General features: G+C 63.3%; 15 protein-coding genes. 11 read left to right on the top strand and 4 right to left on the bottom strand.

The genetic code is table 11. The features are described from left to right. Positions 1-460: 460 nt before the first annotated feature. Both PQR42_RS44860 and PQR42_RS44855 read left to right on the top strand, forming a co-directional pair. Positions 461-877: a ribonuclease gene (locus tag PQR42_RS44860; protein WP_408390797.1), complete on the top strand. Its 417-nt coding sequence runs from the start codon at positions 461-463 to the stop codon at positions 875-877. 16 nt (positions 878-893) lie between these two features. Beyond that, complete coding sequence (locus PQR42_RS44855; protein ID WP_132373051.1) at positions 894-1,454, top strand: barstar family protein; 561 nt, start codon at positions 894-896, stop codon at positions 1,452-1,454. 138 nt (positions 1,455-1,592) lie between these two features. Here the strand turns inward: PQR42_RS44855 and PQR42_RS44850 are convergent, their stop codons facing one another. Both PQR42_RS44850 and PQR42_RS44845 read right to left on the bottom strand, forming a co-directional pair. Beyond that, the gene (locus tag PQR42_RS44850; protein WP_408216475.1) at positions 1,593-2,333 is read right to left on the bottom strand and encodes a 16S rRNA (uracil(1498)-N(3))-methyltransferase; all 741 of its coding nucleotides are present in this window, start codon (positions 2,331-2,333) and stop codon (positions 1,593-1,595) included. A gap of 19 nt (positions 2,334-2,352) precedes the next feature. Continuing rightward, positions 2,353-2,766 (bottom strand): VOC family protein, encoded by a 414-nt coding sequence (locus tag PQR42_RS44845; protein WP_408216286.1) that lies wholly within the window; start codon positions 2,764-2,766, stop codon positions 2,353-2,355. A gap of 498 nt (positions 2,767-3,264) precedes the next feature. Between PQR42_RS44845 and tkt the strand changes: the two genes are divergently transcribed. After that, positions 3,265-5,286 carry a transketolase gene (gene tkt, locus PQR42_RS44840; RefSeq protein ID WP_408216283.1) on the top strand — a complete coding sequence of 674 codons (2,022 nt, stop codon included), beginning with the start codon at positions 3,265-3,267 and terminating at the stop codon, positions 5,284-5,286. A gap of 96 nt (positions 5,287-5,382) precedes the next feature. Beyond that, a complete protein-coding gene (gap, locus tag PQR42_RS44835; protein WP_012434345.1) occupies positions 5,383-6,393 on the top strand; it encodes a type I glyceraldehyde-3-phosphate dehydrogenase in 1,011 nt (336 codons plus the stop codon). A gap of 99 nt (positions 6,394-6,492) precedes the next feature. Here the strand turns inward: gap and PQR42_RS44830 are convergent, their stop codons facing one another. Next, entirely contained in the window at positions 6,493-7,185 is a 693-nt protein-coding gene (locus PQR42_RS44830; RefSeq protein WP_408390795.1) for a FadR/GntR family transcriptional regulator, read from the bottom strand. Positions 7,186-7,413: 228 nt separating this feature from the next. On the opposite strand from PQR42_RS44830, the gene PQR42_RS44825 reads away from it, so the two are divergent. From PQR42_RS44825 to PQR42_RS44815, 3 genes are all read left to right on the top strand, one after another. Further along, on the top strand, positions 7,414-8,736 hold the full coding sequence (locus PQR42_RS44825; RefSeq protein WP_408216277.1) for a C4-dicarboxylate transporter DctA: 1,323 nt from the start codon (positions 7,414-7,416) through the stop codon (positions 8,734-8,736). Positions 8,737-8,849: 113 nt separating this feature from the next. Continuing rightward, positions 8,850-9,860, top strand: a complete 1,011-nt coding sequence (gene alc / locus PQR42_RS44820; protein ID WP_408390793.1) for an allantoicase — start codon at positions 8,850-8,852, stop codon at positions 9,858-9,860. Positions 9,861-9,873: 13 nt separating this feature from the next. Next, the gene (locus PQR42_RS44815; protein WP_408216272.1) at positions 9,874-10,386 is read left to right on the top strand and encodes an ureidoglycolate lyase; all 513 of its coding nucleotides are present in this window, start codon (positions 9,874-9,876) and stop codon (positions 10,384-10,386) included. A 118-nt stretch (positions 10,387-10,504) separates the two neighbouring features. On the opposite strand, the gene fur is transcribed toward PQR42_RS44815, so the two are convergent. Then, positions 10,505-10,933, bottom strand: coding sequence for a ferric iron uptake transcriptional regulator (gene fur, locus PQR42_RS44810; RefSeq protein ID WP_012434340.1), 429 nt, complete (start codon positions 10,931-10,933; stop codon positions 10,505-10,507). Between the two features lie 158 nt (positions 10,934-11,091). Between fur and PQR42_RS44805 the strand changes: the two genes are divergently transcribed. From PQR42_RS44805 to PQR42_RS44790, 4 genes are all read left to right on the top strand, one after another. Continuing rightward, on the top strand, positions 11,092-11,922 hold the full coding sequence (locus tag PQR42_RS44805) for an outer membrane protein assembly factor BamE (protein ID WP_408216269.1): 831 nt from the start codon (positions 11,092-11,094) through the stop codon (positions 11,920-11,922). 165 nt (positions 11,923-12,087) lie between these two features. After that, the gene (gene dapB, locus PQR42_RS44800) at positions 12,088-12,885 is read left to right on the top strand and encodes a 4-hydroxy-tetrahydrodipicolinate reductase (RefSeq protein ID WP_408390791.1); all 798 of its coding nucleotides are present in this window, start codon (positions 12,088-12,090) and stop codon (positions 12,883-12,885) included. Positions 12,886-12,962: 77 nt separating this feature from the next. Then, the gene (locus PQR42_RS44795) at positions 12,963-13,679 is read left to right on the top strand and encodes a MotA/TolQ/ExbB proton channel family protein (RefSeq protein WP_408216264.1); all 717 of its coding nucleotides are present in this window, start codon (positions 12,963-12,965) and stop codon (positions 13,677-13,679) included. A gap of 28 nt (positions 13,680-13,707) precedes the next feature. Further along, the gene (locus PQR42_RS44790; RefSeq protein ID WP_408390788.1) at positions 13,708-14,139 is read left to right on the top strand and encodes an ExbD/TolR family protein; all 432 of its coding nucleotides are present in this window, start codon (positions 13,708-13,710) and stop codon (positions 14,137-14,139) included. Positions 14,140-14,313 lie beyond the last annotated feature (174 nt).

The following is a 14,313-nucleotide window of genomic DNA, read 5'->3' as shown; positions in this document are numbered from 1 at the left end:
GATCGCGGCCCGTTAATCCGCGATCCAGACGAAGCATGGCGCCGGTTTCAAGACCGCGCGTCATGCAAAAAAAAGGCGCGCCCGCAATGGGCACGCCCGAGGGTGAACAGGGGAATGTCACCCAAAAAACGGCAAATCAGACAAGATTCCGCCTTCAAGAGCGTTCAAGGGTTTAAGACCCTCGCCACGGGGAATCAAAATGTCTGCAGACTCATGCGAAGCGGCCTGCCGTCCGCTCCCTACTTGCCTCCATCACCTCGATTCGCACCGTCGAGCTAAGTTTAGCTTGACTAAGCTAAATATTCTGTCAAAAGTCGTCAAAACCGCGCCGGTGGCCCATTCGCGCCTGATCGGAGGATGTCGGCCGCCCGGCGAACGTTGATTCTGGGGGCCATTAGCGATACCCTTACGACTTTCATGGTCGTCAAACTCGTGATCTAACAGCGGGGAACCCTGATACATGGCACGCAAGTGGCAACGCATGAAAGGCGTGCTGATCGGTGCTGTTACGCTGTGCGCTCTATCCGGCCCCGTGCCTGGCGCGTTTGCGCGCGACTCCACGGCCCCCGCCGATGCGGACGCGCAGTTGCAGGGCACCATCGCGCTAACGCAGTTGCCACGTGAAGCGGTCAATACATTGAACTTGATTGCCGCGGGCGGGCCTTACCCGTATGAGAAGGACGGCATCGTATTCGGCAATCGCGAACGGTTGCTGCCGGCCCATCGGCGCGGCTATTACCACGAATACACCGTTCCCACGCCTCGCTCACGTAATCGCGGGGCGCGTCGCATCGTCTGCGGAGGTCCGCTGAAGCGAACCGACAGTTGTTACTACTCGGACGACCACTACACCAGTTTTAATCGTATTGTTGAATGACATCGGGATGAACGGCATGAGCGACAACGTCTACGCGCACGACTCCGGAGTCGCGACGGATCTTTTCGCGGCCGGCGACGGCAATTTGTTCCAACGCGTCATGCAGATGCGCGCCGGCGATCAGGGCCGCGAGAACCAGAGCGAAGCAGGCACTGTGGTTTCATCGAACGAGGAGCCCATGAGTCTTTTCAAGACCGTACGACCGAACATCGTACAGTCGATCCGCGCGTTCCGCGTGCAGGATCTCGCCGACGAGGCCAACCAGCTCGGCCAGCATTTTCTCTATGCGTATTGCGCCAATGCGCAGTCCAAGCAGGAAGTGCTCGAAACCATCGCGACGTCGTTCCTGTTTCCGAAACACTTCGGCAAGAATTACGACGCGCTTTACGACTGCCTGACCGATCTGGTTCAGAAGGCGGGTGCGCAGCCGGGCTTCGTGATCGTGCTGGAACAGTTGCCGGTCGCGCAGAAGTTCGACAAGGAAGGGCGCGAAACGCTACTGGACGTGTTCCGCGAAGCCGCGGAGTTTTGGGCTGAGCGCAAGGTCGCGTTCCGGGTCTTCTACTCGTTCGCTTGAGTTTTTTGCTTGAACGTTGCCTGTTTAGGCTAAGCAGAAGAAAGGCCCGCCAATTGGCGGGCCTTTTGCTTTGCTGCTGCTGCCGACAACATGGCTTGGCCGCCCTCATCGAAGCGGCCAGCGCGCCACGCGAGCGGCTTACCACCCGCCCCAGCCGGCGGCCAGCGCCGAGAGCACCGCGATGCCGGCAGTTTCGGTGCGCATCACGCGCGGGCCGAGGCCGACGGCGGTGAAACCGTAATCGGTCGCCGCCGCTTCCTCGGTCGCGGAAAATCCGCCTTCCGGGCCCACCAGCACCGTCACGCGTCCTTTCGGCGGCTCGGCGGGCAAGGCGGAAAAGCTGATGCTGGCGCGCGGCGAGAGCAGGATACGCAAGTCGCCTTCTTCGGGCGTGCGGGACATCGTGCCGAGCCAGGTGGCGATTTCGCGCACCGGCATCACTTCCGGCAGGCGATTGCGCCCGCACTGCTCGCACGATGCCCGCACAATGCCTTGCCAGTGCGCATGCCGCCGCTGCGCGCGCTCGCCGGTGAGACGCACGACGCTGCGCGTGGTGGTCAACGGCACGAAGCAGGAGGCGCCGAGTTCGACGGCCTTTTCGATCAGCCAGTCCATCTTGTCACCGCCGGCAATGCCCTGCGCGAGCGTGAGCTTATACGGCGCCTCGACCTCGATATTGCGGAATTCGCGGATTTTTACCATGGCCGAGCGCCTTTCGACTTCGACGAGTTCGGCGCTGTATTCGCCGCCTTCGCCGTTGAAAAGGACGATCGAATCGCCTGGCTGCAGGCGCAGCACGAGCACATGCCGAACGACGTCATCGGGAAGCGGCATGACGTCGTCGGGCTTAAGAGGCTTATCGACGAAAAAGCGTGGCATCAGAAAAATACTCATTGGTTCACGAAAGGTGGCGAGCGAGCGCCCAGCGGTAGCCGTCCAGGTCTTCGACCTGGGCGAAGCGGTCGCCCCAGAACTGATCCTGTGGCTCGCTCAGCGATTTTGCGCCGGCGGCCAGCGCCCGCGCGTAAATCGCGTCGACATCGTCGACATAGACATAGAACGATTGCGGTGCGATTGCGCCCGCGCTTTTGGGTGTTTTCGCCGCCGAGCCGAACGCGCCTTCCGGAGCGAACATCACAATCAATTGGCCTTGATAGGTCATCTCGACATGCATGACGACACCGTCGTCCTGGACACTGTCACGCACTTCGAAGCCGAACGCCGCCGAGAAGAACGCGGACGCGGCACGTGCATCGCGCACCGTCAGATAGGGGGTCAACCAGGGCACACCGGCTGGGCGGGAGGCGGTCATGGGATTCTCCGGATCGTGAGGTTGGCGGGGCACATGCTGCGAGTCCAGGCGGAAGTTCGCGTATCGATATGCCGATAGCGCAATCCGGCGGAACCGTGCATTTTGCCCACGCGTTAGCTTGCTGGCTTTAAGAATTGACTTAGTTTATCGCGCACTGAGCGGGATGCCGAGGCCAGTCCGGCGTGCGCGGCCGCGTCGTAATGCATCAGGGTGTCGATTCCGTGCGTGGCTGCATCCGGCGTGCAGTGGGTTCTGGTTGTGCAATTGTAAAGGCCGAAGCACGGCGTGGCCTCGGCGGGCGCGCCGAGCCGCACGGCCAGGCGGCTTTCGGAGCGGGTCGCGGTCAACGTTCTGTTAGAATGTCACGCTTTCAGCCTTGTCCGTTTGCTCTGCCCGTTTCGCGTCTCCTGGCGCCGCATCGTGCGCCGAAGTGAACCGGCATTCGAGCATCCGGGCCTCAAGCGCGCACCGCTTTCTGACTCTGTCTCCGGACTCGACATGACGACCCCGTCTCCCGCACCCACCTCCTTGATGGCCAACGCAATCCGCGCGTTGGCCATGGACGCCGTTCAAAAAGCGAATTCCGGCCACCCCGGCATGCCGATGGGCATGGCCGAAATCGGCGTGGCTTTGTGGTCGCGTCATCTGCGTCACAACCCGAAGAACCCGCAATGGGCCGATCGCGACCGTTTCGTGCTGTCCAACGGTCACGGCTCGATGCTGCTGTACTCGCTGCTGCACCTGACCGGCTACGATCTGCCGATCGACGAACTGAAGAACTTCCGCCAGATGCATTCGAAGACGCCGGGCCACCCGGAATACGGCATCACGCCGGGCGTCGAGACGACCACCGGCCCGCTCGGCCAGGGTCTGGCGAATGCGGTCGGCATGGCGCTCGCCGAGTCGCTGCTCGCCACCGAATTCAACAAGCCTGACGCGAAGATCGTCGACCACCACACGTACGTGTTCGTCGGCGACGGCTGCCTGATGGAAGGCATCTCGCACGAAGCCTGCTCGCTGGCGGGCGTGCTGAAGCTGAACAAGCTGATCGCGTTCTACGACGACAACGGCATCTCGATCGACGGCGAAGTGGTGCACTGGTTCCACGACGACACGCCGAAGCGCTTCCAAGCGTACGGCTGGAACGTGATCCCGAACGTGGTCGGCCACGACGTCGACGCGGTCGACGCGGCGATCAAGCAGGCCAAGCAATCCGACAAGCCCACGCTGATCTGCTGCAAGACGGTGATCGGCGAAGGCTCGCCGAACAAGGCCGGCAGCCACGATTCGCACGGCGCGGCGCTCGGCGACAAGGAAGTCGCGGCCACGCGCGAAAAGATCGGCTGGAAGTGGGAGCCGTTCGTGATCCCGCAGGAAGTCTACGCAGCATGGGACGCGAAGGAAGCCGGCGCGCGCAACGAATCGGACTGGGACAAGGCATTCGCCGCGTACGCAGCCAAATATCCGCAGGAAGCCGCTGAATTCAAGCGTCGCGACGCGAAGCAATTGCCCGCCGACTGGAAGGACAAGGCCAAGGCGATCATCGCCGGCGCGAACGAACGCGCGGAAACCGTCGCAACGCGCAAGGCATCGCAACAGGCCATCGAGGCTTTGTCGGCCGTGCTGCCGGAACTGCTCGGCGGCTCCGCCGACCTGACCGGCTCGAACCTGACCAACTGGAAGGCCGCCAAGCCCGTGCGTGTGAACGCCGAAGGCCAGGCCGCCGGCAACTACGTCAACTACGGCGTGCGCGAATTCGGCATGAGCGCCGCGATCAACGGCATGGCGCTGCATGGCGGCTTCAAAGCCTTCGGCGGCACGTTCCTGACGTTCTCGGATTACAGCCGCAACGCGCTGCGCGTCGCCGCGCTGATGAAAGCACCGTCGATCTTCGTGTTCACGCACGACTCGATCGGTCTCGGTGAAGACGGCCCGACGCACCAGTCGGTCGAACACGTTGCCAGCCTGCGTCTGATTCCGCACCTCCAAGTGTGGCGTCCGGCTGATACCGTTGAGACTGCAGTGGCTTGGACCCACGCGGTCGAACACCACGGCCCGTCGTGCCTGATCTTCAGTCGTCAGAACCTGCCGTTCTCGGAGCGTACCGACGCGCAGATCGCCAACATCGAGAAGGGCGGTTACGTGCTGCGCGACTGGAACGACGAAATCGTCGCGCGCAAGATCATCCTGATCGCCACCGGTTCGGAAGTCGAACTGGCGCTGAACGCAATCGAGCCGCTGGCGCGCGAAGGCATCGCGGCGCGCGTCGTGTCCATGCCGTCGACCACCGTGTTCGACAAGCAGGACGCCGAGTACCGTGAACGCGTGTTGCCGCATGGCGTGCGCCGTGTCGCGATCGAAGCGGGTGTGACGGATTTCTGGCGCAAGTACGTGGGTCTGGAAGGCGGCGTGGTCGGCATCGACACGTTCGGCGAATCGGCCCCGGCGGGCGTGCTGTTCAAGCATTTCGGCTTCACCGTCGAGCACGTGGTAGAGACGGCAAAAGCCGCCCTCGGCTGATTTTCGATCAAGCGTTGCCGCTGGCGTGCGAACGCGCGGCAACGCGGTCAGTCAGACGAACCTGGACGTATTTTTTCAGCCCTCAGGAGATAGACCATGACGATTCGCGTCGCAATCAACGGCTACGGCCGGATCGGCCGCAACACGCTGCGCGCCTTCTATGAAAACGGCAAGAAGCACGATATCGAAATCGTCGCCATCAACGATCTTGGCGATGCCAAGACCAACGCTCACCTGACGCAGTACGACACGGCGCACGGCAAGTTCCCGGGCGAAGTGTCGGTGGACGGCGACTACCTCGTTGTCAACGGCGACAAGATCCGCGTGCTGGCCAATCGCAACCCGGCTGAACTGCCGTGGGGCGAACTGAACGTCGACGTCGTGCTGGAATGCACGGGCTTTTTCACGACCAAGGAAAAGGCGAGCGCGCACATCAAGGGCGGCGCGAAGAAGGTGATCATCTCGGCGCCGGGCGGTAAGGACGTCGACGCCACGATCGTCTACGGCGTGAACCACAACGTGCTGAAGGCATCGGACACGGTGATCTCGAACGCATCGTGCACGACGAACTGCCTGGCACCGCTCGTCAAGCCGCTGAACGACAAGATCGGCCTGGTGAACGGTCTGATGACCACGATCCACGCGTACACGAACGACCAGGTTCTGACGGACGTGTACCACGAAGACCTGCGCCGCGCGCGCTCGGCCACGCACAGCCAGATCCCGACCAAGACCGGCGCGGCTTCGGCGGTCGGTTTGGTGCTGCCGGAACTGAACGGCAAGCTGGACGGCTACGCGATTCGTGTTCCGACGATCAATGTGTCGGTGGTCGATCTGTCGTTCATCGCCGCGCGCGACACGACGGTCGAAGAAGTCAACGCGATCATGAAGGAAGCGTCGGAAGGCTCGCTGAAGGGCATCCTCGGTTACAACGAGGCGCCGCTGGTGTCGATCGACTTCAATCACAACCCGGCTTCGTCGACGTTCGACGCCACGCTGACCAAGGTGTCGGGCCGTCTGGTGAAGGTGTCGAGCTGGTACGACAACGAGTGGGGCTTCTCGAACCGTATGCTGGACACGGCTGTGGCGCTGGCCAACGCGAAGTAAGTTACCGCGCCTCGTGCGCTATGCCCTGCAAAGCCGGCTTCGAGCCGGCGGCGCCAAGGCACAGAAAAGCCGCTCTTCCGGAGCGGCTTTTTTTTACGCCTACGCCTGCGGCGTCGGGAAATACACGCCGGCGCGCTGCGCGGCGTTCGAGATATGCGTCTCGATGCCCTTGCCGGCTGCGGCGGAATCGCGCGCCTTGAGCGCGTCCAGAATCACGCGATGCTCGTTATACGTGGACAGCACCAGTTCGCGCCGGTAGAACGGCATGCGCTGGCTTTCCTTCATGATCTCCGCGCTGCTGCTCAGAATCGATTCGATCGCCGCGTTGCCGGCGATGTTGACGATCCGCATGTGGAAGTCGTAGTCGAGGCGGGCGGCTTCGTCGAGTTCGTCGCAGGCGAGCGCTGTTTGCATGGCCGTGATGTTTTCTTCGAACCAGGCGAGGTCTGACTCGCTGACCGCAAGCGCCGCCATGCGCGCGATAAAGCCTTCCAGCGCGAAGCGCATCTGATAGGTGTCCGGCAGCGACGACTGCTCCGCGAAGCGCCACGCATGCGCGGCCGAGGCCTGCGCGCTTTCCACGTACACGCCTTTACCGGGCCGGATCACCAGCAAACCGAGCGCTTCGAGCGTGGAGAGCGCCTCGCGCAACGACGCGCGGCTGATCGCGAGTTCCTCGGAAAGTTGACGCTGCGCCGGTAGCAAACTGCCCACGGGATAGGCGCCCGCTTCGATCCGTTCGCGGATGGTCGCGATGGCGGCATCGGTAACGGTGTGCGGGACGTTTTTCATCGTTGGCTCACTTGAAAGCGCGGTCTGACCAGCATTGTAATACACGGTCTGAACGCCCGTACGGCTTGCCGCTCGCCGCTGCCGATCCGACCCGAAACCGCTTGAAAAACAGCGGGTAAACACTGTTCTATGAATCCTTGACGTCAGTATATCGGCTTCCTACTATTCGAGATAACAGAACTGGTCGGACCAGTCTGAACAGATGTGAATCGAAACCAGGAGGAAGCCGTGTTGAAATTTTTCAATTCGCTGTTTGGCCGGGTCGTCATAGCGCTAGTGGCGGGCATCGTGATCGGCGCCGTCTTTCCGCATTTCGCCCAATCGTTGCGCCCGCTCGGCGACGGCTTTCTCAAGCTGATCAAGATGGTGATCGGGCCCATCGTCTTTTGCGTCGTGGTCAGCGGCATGGCGCACGCGGGCGACCTGCGCAAAGTGGGGCGCGTTGGCCTGAAGGCGGTGATTTACTTCGAGGTGATGACGACGATCGCGCTCGTGATCGGCGCGATCCTGGCGTATGTCACGCGTCCCGGCGTCGGCATGAACATCGATCTGCACTCGCTGGATCCGGCTTCGCTCTCGACGTACACCGAGCACGCGAAGAGCCTCAAGGACACGGCCGGCTTTCTGCTGAAGATCATCCCCGACACCGCGATCAACGCGTTCGCCACCGGCGACATCCTGCAGATTCTCGTGTTTTCCGTGCTGTTCGGCTCGGCACTGTCGCTGCTCGGCAATAAGGCGCAGCGCGTGAGCAACCTGATCGACGAACTCTCGCAGGTGTTTTTCCGCGTGATGGGTTTCATCATCAAGCTCGCGCCGCTCGGCGTGCTCGGCGCGATCGCGTTCACCACCGGCACGTACGGCGTCGAGTCGCTCAAGCAACTCGGCATGCTGGTACTCGTGTTCTACGTGAGCTGCTTCGTCTTCGTGGCCGTTGTGCTGGGCGTCGTCATGCGTCTGGCCGGCTTCAGCATCTTCAAGCTGATTCGCTACCTGCGCGAAGAACTGTCGATCGTGCTCGGCACCGCTTCGTCGGATGCGGTGCTGCCGCAGATCATGCGCAAGCTCGAATGGATGGGCGTCAAGGATTCGACCGTCGGGCTCGTGATTCCGACCGGCTACTCGTTCAATCTCGACGGCTTCTCCATCTATCTCACGCTGGCCGTCATTTTCATCGCGCAGGCCACCAACACGCCGCTGTCCGTGCATGACCTGATCGTGGTGGTGCTGGTGTCGCTGGTGACGTCGAAGGGCGCGCACGGCATTCCCGGCTCGGCCATTGTGATTCTGGCCGCCACGTTGTCGGCGATTCCGGCGATCCCCGTGCTCGGCCTGGTGCTGATCCTGCCGGTCGACTGGTTCGTCGGCATTGCCCGCGCGCTGACCAACCTGATCGGCAACTGCGTGGCGACGGTGGTGGTCGCCGTGTGGGAAAACGATATCGACCGGGCGCGCGCCCATCGCGTGCTGAACCGCGACGCGGCGTTGCGCTACGTGCCGGCCGGTGACGACGCCGAGCCCGCCGCCGGCGAACACGCTCACGCCGTCTGAACCTGAGAAACCGTATCCAATCAGCGCGCCAATGCAGCGCGCTTCCAGCGCCGGCAGATCCAGGAACGCCGGCTCTCCTTCACTTTTTCGCTGTCTGACCGAGACTAGAGACTATGGCTAATCCGATCCTCGACCCCAACGCTCCCGCTTTCACCCGTCGCTACATGAACCTCGCCGACCCGCGCCTCGGCGCGAAGGCGCTGTTCGCCAGCGACGAATTCTTCGCGCCGAAGGAACGCATGCTCGAGCCGCAACCGGCGGTGTTCATCCCCGGCAAATACGACGATCACGGCAAGTGGATGGACGGCTGGGAAACCCGTCGCAAGCGCACCACCGGCCACGACTCCTGCGTGATCCGCCTCGCGCACCCGGGCGTGGTGCACGGCGTGGATCTGGATACGAGCCACTTCACGGGCAACTTCCCGCCGGCGGCGTCGATCGACGCCTGCTACGTGGACGGCGACGTGCCGCCCGATAACGCCGACTGGCAAACCCTCGTGCCGGCCACCACGCTGCAGGGCAATCAGCACCACTACGTCGGCGTGAGCGACACGCGCGCCTTCACTCATCTGCGTGTGAATCTGTACCCGGACGGCGGCCTCGCGCGTCTGCGCGTGTACGGCCAGCCGAAGCGCGATTGGGAGCGCGTGGAGCGCGGCACGCTGCTGGATCTGGCGGCGATCGAGAACGGCGCCTATCTGGTCGCGGCGAACAACCAGCACTTCGGGCCGGCCTCGCAGATGCTGATGCCGGGCCGCGGCGTCAACATGGGCGACGGCTGGGAAACCCGGCGCCGTCGCGAGCCGGGCAACGACTGGGCGATCGTCGCGTTGGCGCGGCCGGGCGTGATCCGCAAAATCGAAGTGGATACGGCGCACTTCAAGGGCAACTTCCCGGACCGCTGTTCGCTGCAGGCCGCGTCGGTGACGGGCGGCACGGACGATTCGCTCATCACGCAGGCGATGTTCTGGCCGGTTCTGCTCGGTGAACAGAAACTGCAGATGGACCACGTCCACACCTTCGCGGATAACCTCGCGTCGCTCGGCCCGGTCACGCATGTTCGTTTCAATATCTTTCCGGACGGCGGCGTGTCGCGCCTGCGCCTGTGGGGCGAAATCGCATAACGGAGTGGCGTCGATGAAGACATTGCAGTTGGAACGCCTCACGCGCGCGGCCTTCGCGCCGTTCGGCGACGTCATCGAACTGGACGGCGCGCGGCATTTCGCCATCAACGGCGGCACGACCGAGCGCTATCACGACCTGGCCACGGTCGACGTGACGGAGAACGGCGGCCGGCCGCTGATCAACCTGTTTCGCGCGCAGCCGCGTGCGCTGCCGGTCGAGATCACGATGATGGAACGGCATCCGCTCGGCAGCCAGGCTTTCATTCCCTTAACTGCCGGCCGCTATCTGGTGGTCGTCGCACCGGCCGGCGAGTTCGATCCGGCGCGGATGCGCGCCTTCTGGACCGATGCGTGGCAGGGCGTGAACTATGCGAAAGGCGTCTGGCATCACCCATTGCTCGCGCTCGATCGGGTGAGCGATTTCGTGGTGGTCGATCGTGGCGGCGAGCAGCCTAATTGCGACGAATTGTCATTGGCGGAGCCGTGGCGGCTAATGTTCGAAGCGAACGCGGAATTGGTGGAATAGGGGCGCAATCGTTCCCGCAAAGAGACAGCGCCGCAGATGAAAAAAGACCCGGCCGATTCGCATCGGCCGGGTCTTTTTTTGCCCGCCTGACCGCGCACCCCAGCGCGGCGGGCCCGCGTCAATGCTTGCGATGCGGGCAATTTTCCTTGGTGCAGGCGCCGTACAGCGCCAAAGCGTGTTCCTGCAGCTTGAAGCCGCGTTCTTTCGCGATGGACTGCTGACGGCTCTCGATCTCGGAGTCGAAAAATTCTTCGACGAGCCCGCAATCGAGACACACGAGGTGGTCGTGATGCGACCCTTCGTTCAGTTCGAACACCGCCTTACCCGACTCGAAATTGCTGCGCGAGAGCAGGCCCGCCTGCTCGAATTGCGTCAGTACGCGATACACGGTTGCAAGACCGATATCGAGTTCTTCGTGCAGCAGGTTGCGGTACACGTCTTCGGCCGTCAGGTGGCGCACCGGGCTGTGCTGAAAAATCTCAAGGATTTTGAGGCGCGGAAGGGTCGCCTTGAGCCCGATATTCTTGAGATCGGTTGGATTGGTCATGACAAGGGATCCCTAGAGTACAATGCTGGGCTCTCATAGTAATGTGTTTTTGCCGTTCTGGTCATCTTCGATGGAATGAAACTCGCGCGGCTCGTCAGCGGGCCCGCACGGTGAGTGAAATGATTTCAAAATCTCAATTGATCTACCGGGGGAGCCGCATGCGGGGTACCTTGATCGCTGTTGCGACTGTCGCGGTTCTTGCCGGATGTTCCACTTACGACAGCCTGACACAGCGCATTGCCCAAAGCATCACGCCGTACCGGATCACGGTGGTGCAGGGCAATTTCGTCTCGAAAGAAGCGGCTGCACAGATGCAGGTCGGCTTGTCCCGCGCTCAGGTCAAGCAATTGCTCGGCACGCCGCTCCTGACCGACATGTTCCACGCGGACCGTTGGGACTACGTGTTCTATTTCAAGCGCGGCTCGACTAGCGTCGTGCAGCAGCGCGACTTTGTAGTCATGTTCGCGGGCGACCGCGTCGCCAGCTGGTCTGGCGGCGAAGATCTGCCGTCCAACCTCGAGTTGCTGGCTGAAATCGACGGCGACAAGTCGGGCAAGAAGAAGGCCGCAGCGGCCGTGGCGAGCGGCGCCAGTGGCGCAAGCGCGCCGGCGGCTGATGCGACGCTGGTCGTGCCGGACACCACGCGTTCGCCGACCGTTGCCGGCGCTGCCGCAGCGGGCGTTCCGTCCACGGACGCCAACGCCGAAGCCGCGCAAGCCGCCAATCGTGCGACCAATGCGGTGCAGTTGTCGCCCAACGCGCGTCCGAGCGTGCCGAGCGCGCCGACCGCCAACGGCGGCGGCATCCCGCAGCAAGGCCCGACGGCCGCGGGTCAGCCGCAATTCCAGTTCCACCGTCCGCCGCCGCCGCAGAATCCGGGCACGGACAACAGCAATCCGGTCGGACCGACGGGCCCGCAGAGCAGCAACAGCAGCCCGACGCACAGCGCGCCGCTGACCTCTTCTCCGGCTTCGGGAACGGGCGGCTAACCGCGCTGTCCGTGTCTTAAGACGGGCGCCGCGCGCGGGCAACCGCACCGCGCAAGGCGTCTGTCCGGTTCTTCGTTTTTTCAGTCATGCGCGGCGCCTGGGTGTGCTGCCCGCCGCCGCTTTTGCCCGCCTTTGCCGGGTTTTGTCTTTCGAACCCTCGTAGCCATGAAAATTGCCATTGCTGGCGCATCGGGCCGTATGGGCCGCATGCTCATCGAAACAGTCCTTAACGATCCCGACGCCACGCTGTCCGGCGCGCTCGATCGCGCGGGCTCCCCGCAACTCGGTCAGGACGCCGGCGCGTTTCTGGGCAAACAGACGGGCGTCGTGTTGACTGACGACGTCGAGCGCGTGTTCGCCGAATCCGACTACCTGATCGATTTCACGCGTCCCGAAGGCACGCTGATGCATCTGGAAGCGGCGCAGCGTCACAACGTGAAAATGGTGATCGGCACGACCGGCTTCGACAACGAGCAGAAGGCGCAACTGCGCGCCGCGGCGGACAAGATCGCCATCATGTTCTCGTCGAACATGAGCGTGGGCGTGAACGTCACGCTGAAGCTGCTCGAATTCGCGGCCAAGCATTTCGCGACCGGCTACGACATCGAGATCATCGAGGCGCATCATCGTCACAAGGTCGACGCCCCGTCCGGCACGGCGCTGACCATGGGCGAAGTGATCGCCCATGCGCTCGGCCGCAATCTCGACGACTGCGCGGTCTACAGCCGCGAAGGCGTGACCGGCGAACGCGACCCGTCCACGATCGGTTTTTCGGCGATTCGCGGTGGCGATATTGTCGGCGATCACACGGTGCTGTTCGCGGGCATCGGCGAGCGCATCGAAATCACGCACAAATCGGCGAGCCGTCTGTCGTACGCGCAAGGCGCGCTTCGTGCTGTACGTTTCCTCGAAGGCCACGCAACCGGCTTCTTCGACATGCAGGACGTGCTCGGCCTGCGTTGAGTGGGTCCTGAGCGAACCGAAGGGGCATCGCGCCCCTTGTTCGCGCCCCTGAAATCACTACTCCACGGCGAGGTCAGATGGCAGGCAGCAGCGGCATCATCCATTACCTGCAAACCAGCGATGCGATCACGCATGGCGTCGCGTATGTGCTGCTGGCCATGTCGATTGCGAGCTGGTGCTTTCTGATCGTCAAAAGCTGGATCCTCACGCGCGCCAAACGTCAGGCCACGCGCGCGATTGCGCTGTTCTGGCAGGCGCCCACGCTGTCCGAAGGCGTCGCGGCGTTAAAGCGCGCGGATCGTGAGCGGGTCTTCACGCCGCTGGCGGAAGCGGCGCTGCATGCGTCTGAAGTGGATATTCCGGGCGCGCTGCTCGCCCGCGTCGAGCGCGGCGAGCGGGTGTTGCGGGCGCTGCGTCAGGCGCTCAACGCGTCGCAGCGGCGGCTCGAATTCGGCCAGGTGTTGCTGGCCTCGGTGGGCAGCACGGCGCCGTTTGTCGGCCTGCTCGGCACCGTGTGGGGCATCTATCACGCGCTCGGCAGCATTGCGGCGAGCGGTCAGGCGCAGATCGAAAACGTCGCCGGGCCGGTTGGCGAGGCGCTCATCATGACCGCCTTCGGCCTCGTAGTAGCGATTCCGGCCGTGCTTGCCTACAACGTGCTCGGACGGATGGTGCGGCAGTTGACGGAAGAACTCGACGGCTTCGCGCACGACCTGCACGCCTACGTTTGCGCGCCGGCGGAGCAGGGCCACACGCAGGCGCCGGCGCGGGCCCAGCAGGCCTCGACCCACTAAGCGCGCCGCTCGGGCGGAAGGAGGCGATATGGCATTCGGCGGACTCGAGAAAAAGCAGACGGCCGCGCCCATGGCCGAGATCAACATGACGCCGCTGATCGACGTGATGCTGGTGCTGCTGGTGATTTTTATCATTACCGCGCCTTTATTCACGCACGCGATCCGGCTCGATTTGCCGAAAGTGGCGGCCGCGCCCGCGCGCCAGACGCCGCAAACCATTTCCCTTTCCATCGACGCCGCCGGCAAGCTGTATTGGGACGGCAGCCTGATCACGCTCGAGCAGATGCGCGCGCGCTTCGCACAAGCGGGCAAGCAAAGCGACCAGCCGGAGATCCAGTTGCGCGCCGAGCGCTCCACGCGCTACGAGGTGATCGCGCAGGTCATGGGCGCGGCGCAGCAGAGCGGGCTTGAACGGATCGGTTTCGTGACGGACCCGCCGCCGCCCGCCGCGAGGCCTTAGCGGGGTCGCGCTCGACAGGATTAGCGGCTAGTCGAGCCGCTGCGGTTCCTGGCTGCGAGCGTATTGCATTAGCGCTGCGCACCCGCAAATACTTTCGACGCCAAGCCAAGCCAAGCCAAGCCAAGCCAAGCCAAGCCAAGCCAAGCCAAGCCAAGCCAAGCCAAGCCAAGCCAA

This window comes from Paraburkholderia sediminicola (genome assembly GCF_046027355.1).
GTDB classification, from domain to species: domain Bacteria; phylum Pseudomonadota; class Gammaproteobacteria; order Burkholderiales; family Burkholderiaceae; genus Paraburkholderia; species Paraburkholderia sediminicola_B.
Note: the sequence above shows the minus strand (reverse complement) of the source record. Positions and strands in the feature narration are given on the sequence as shown.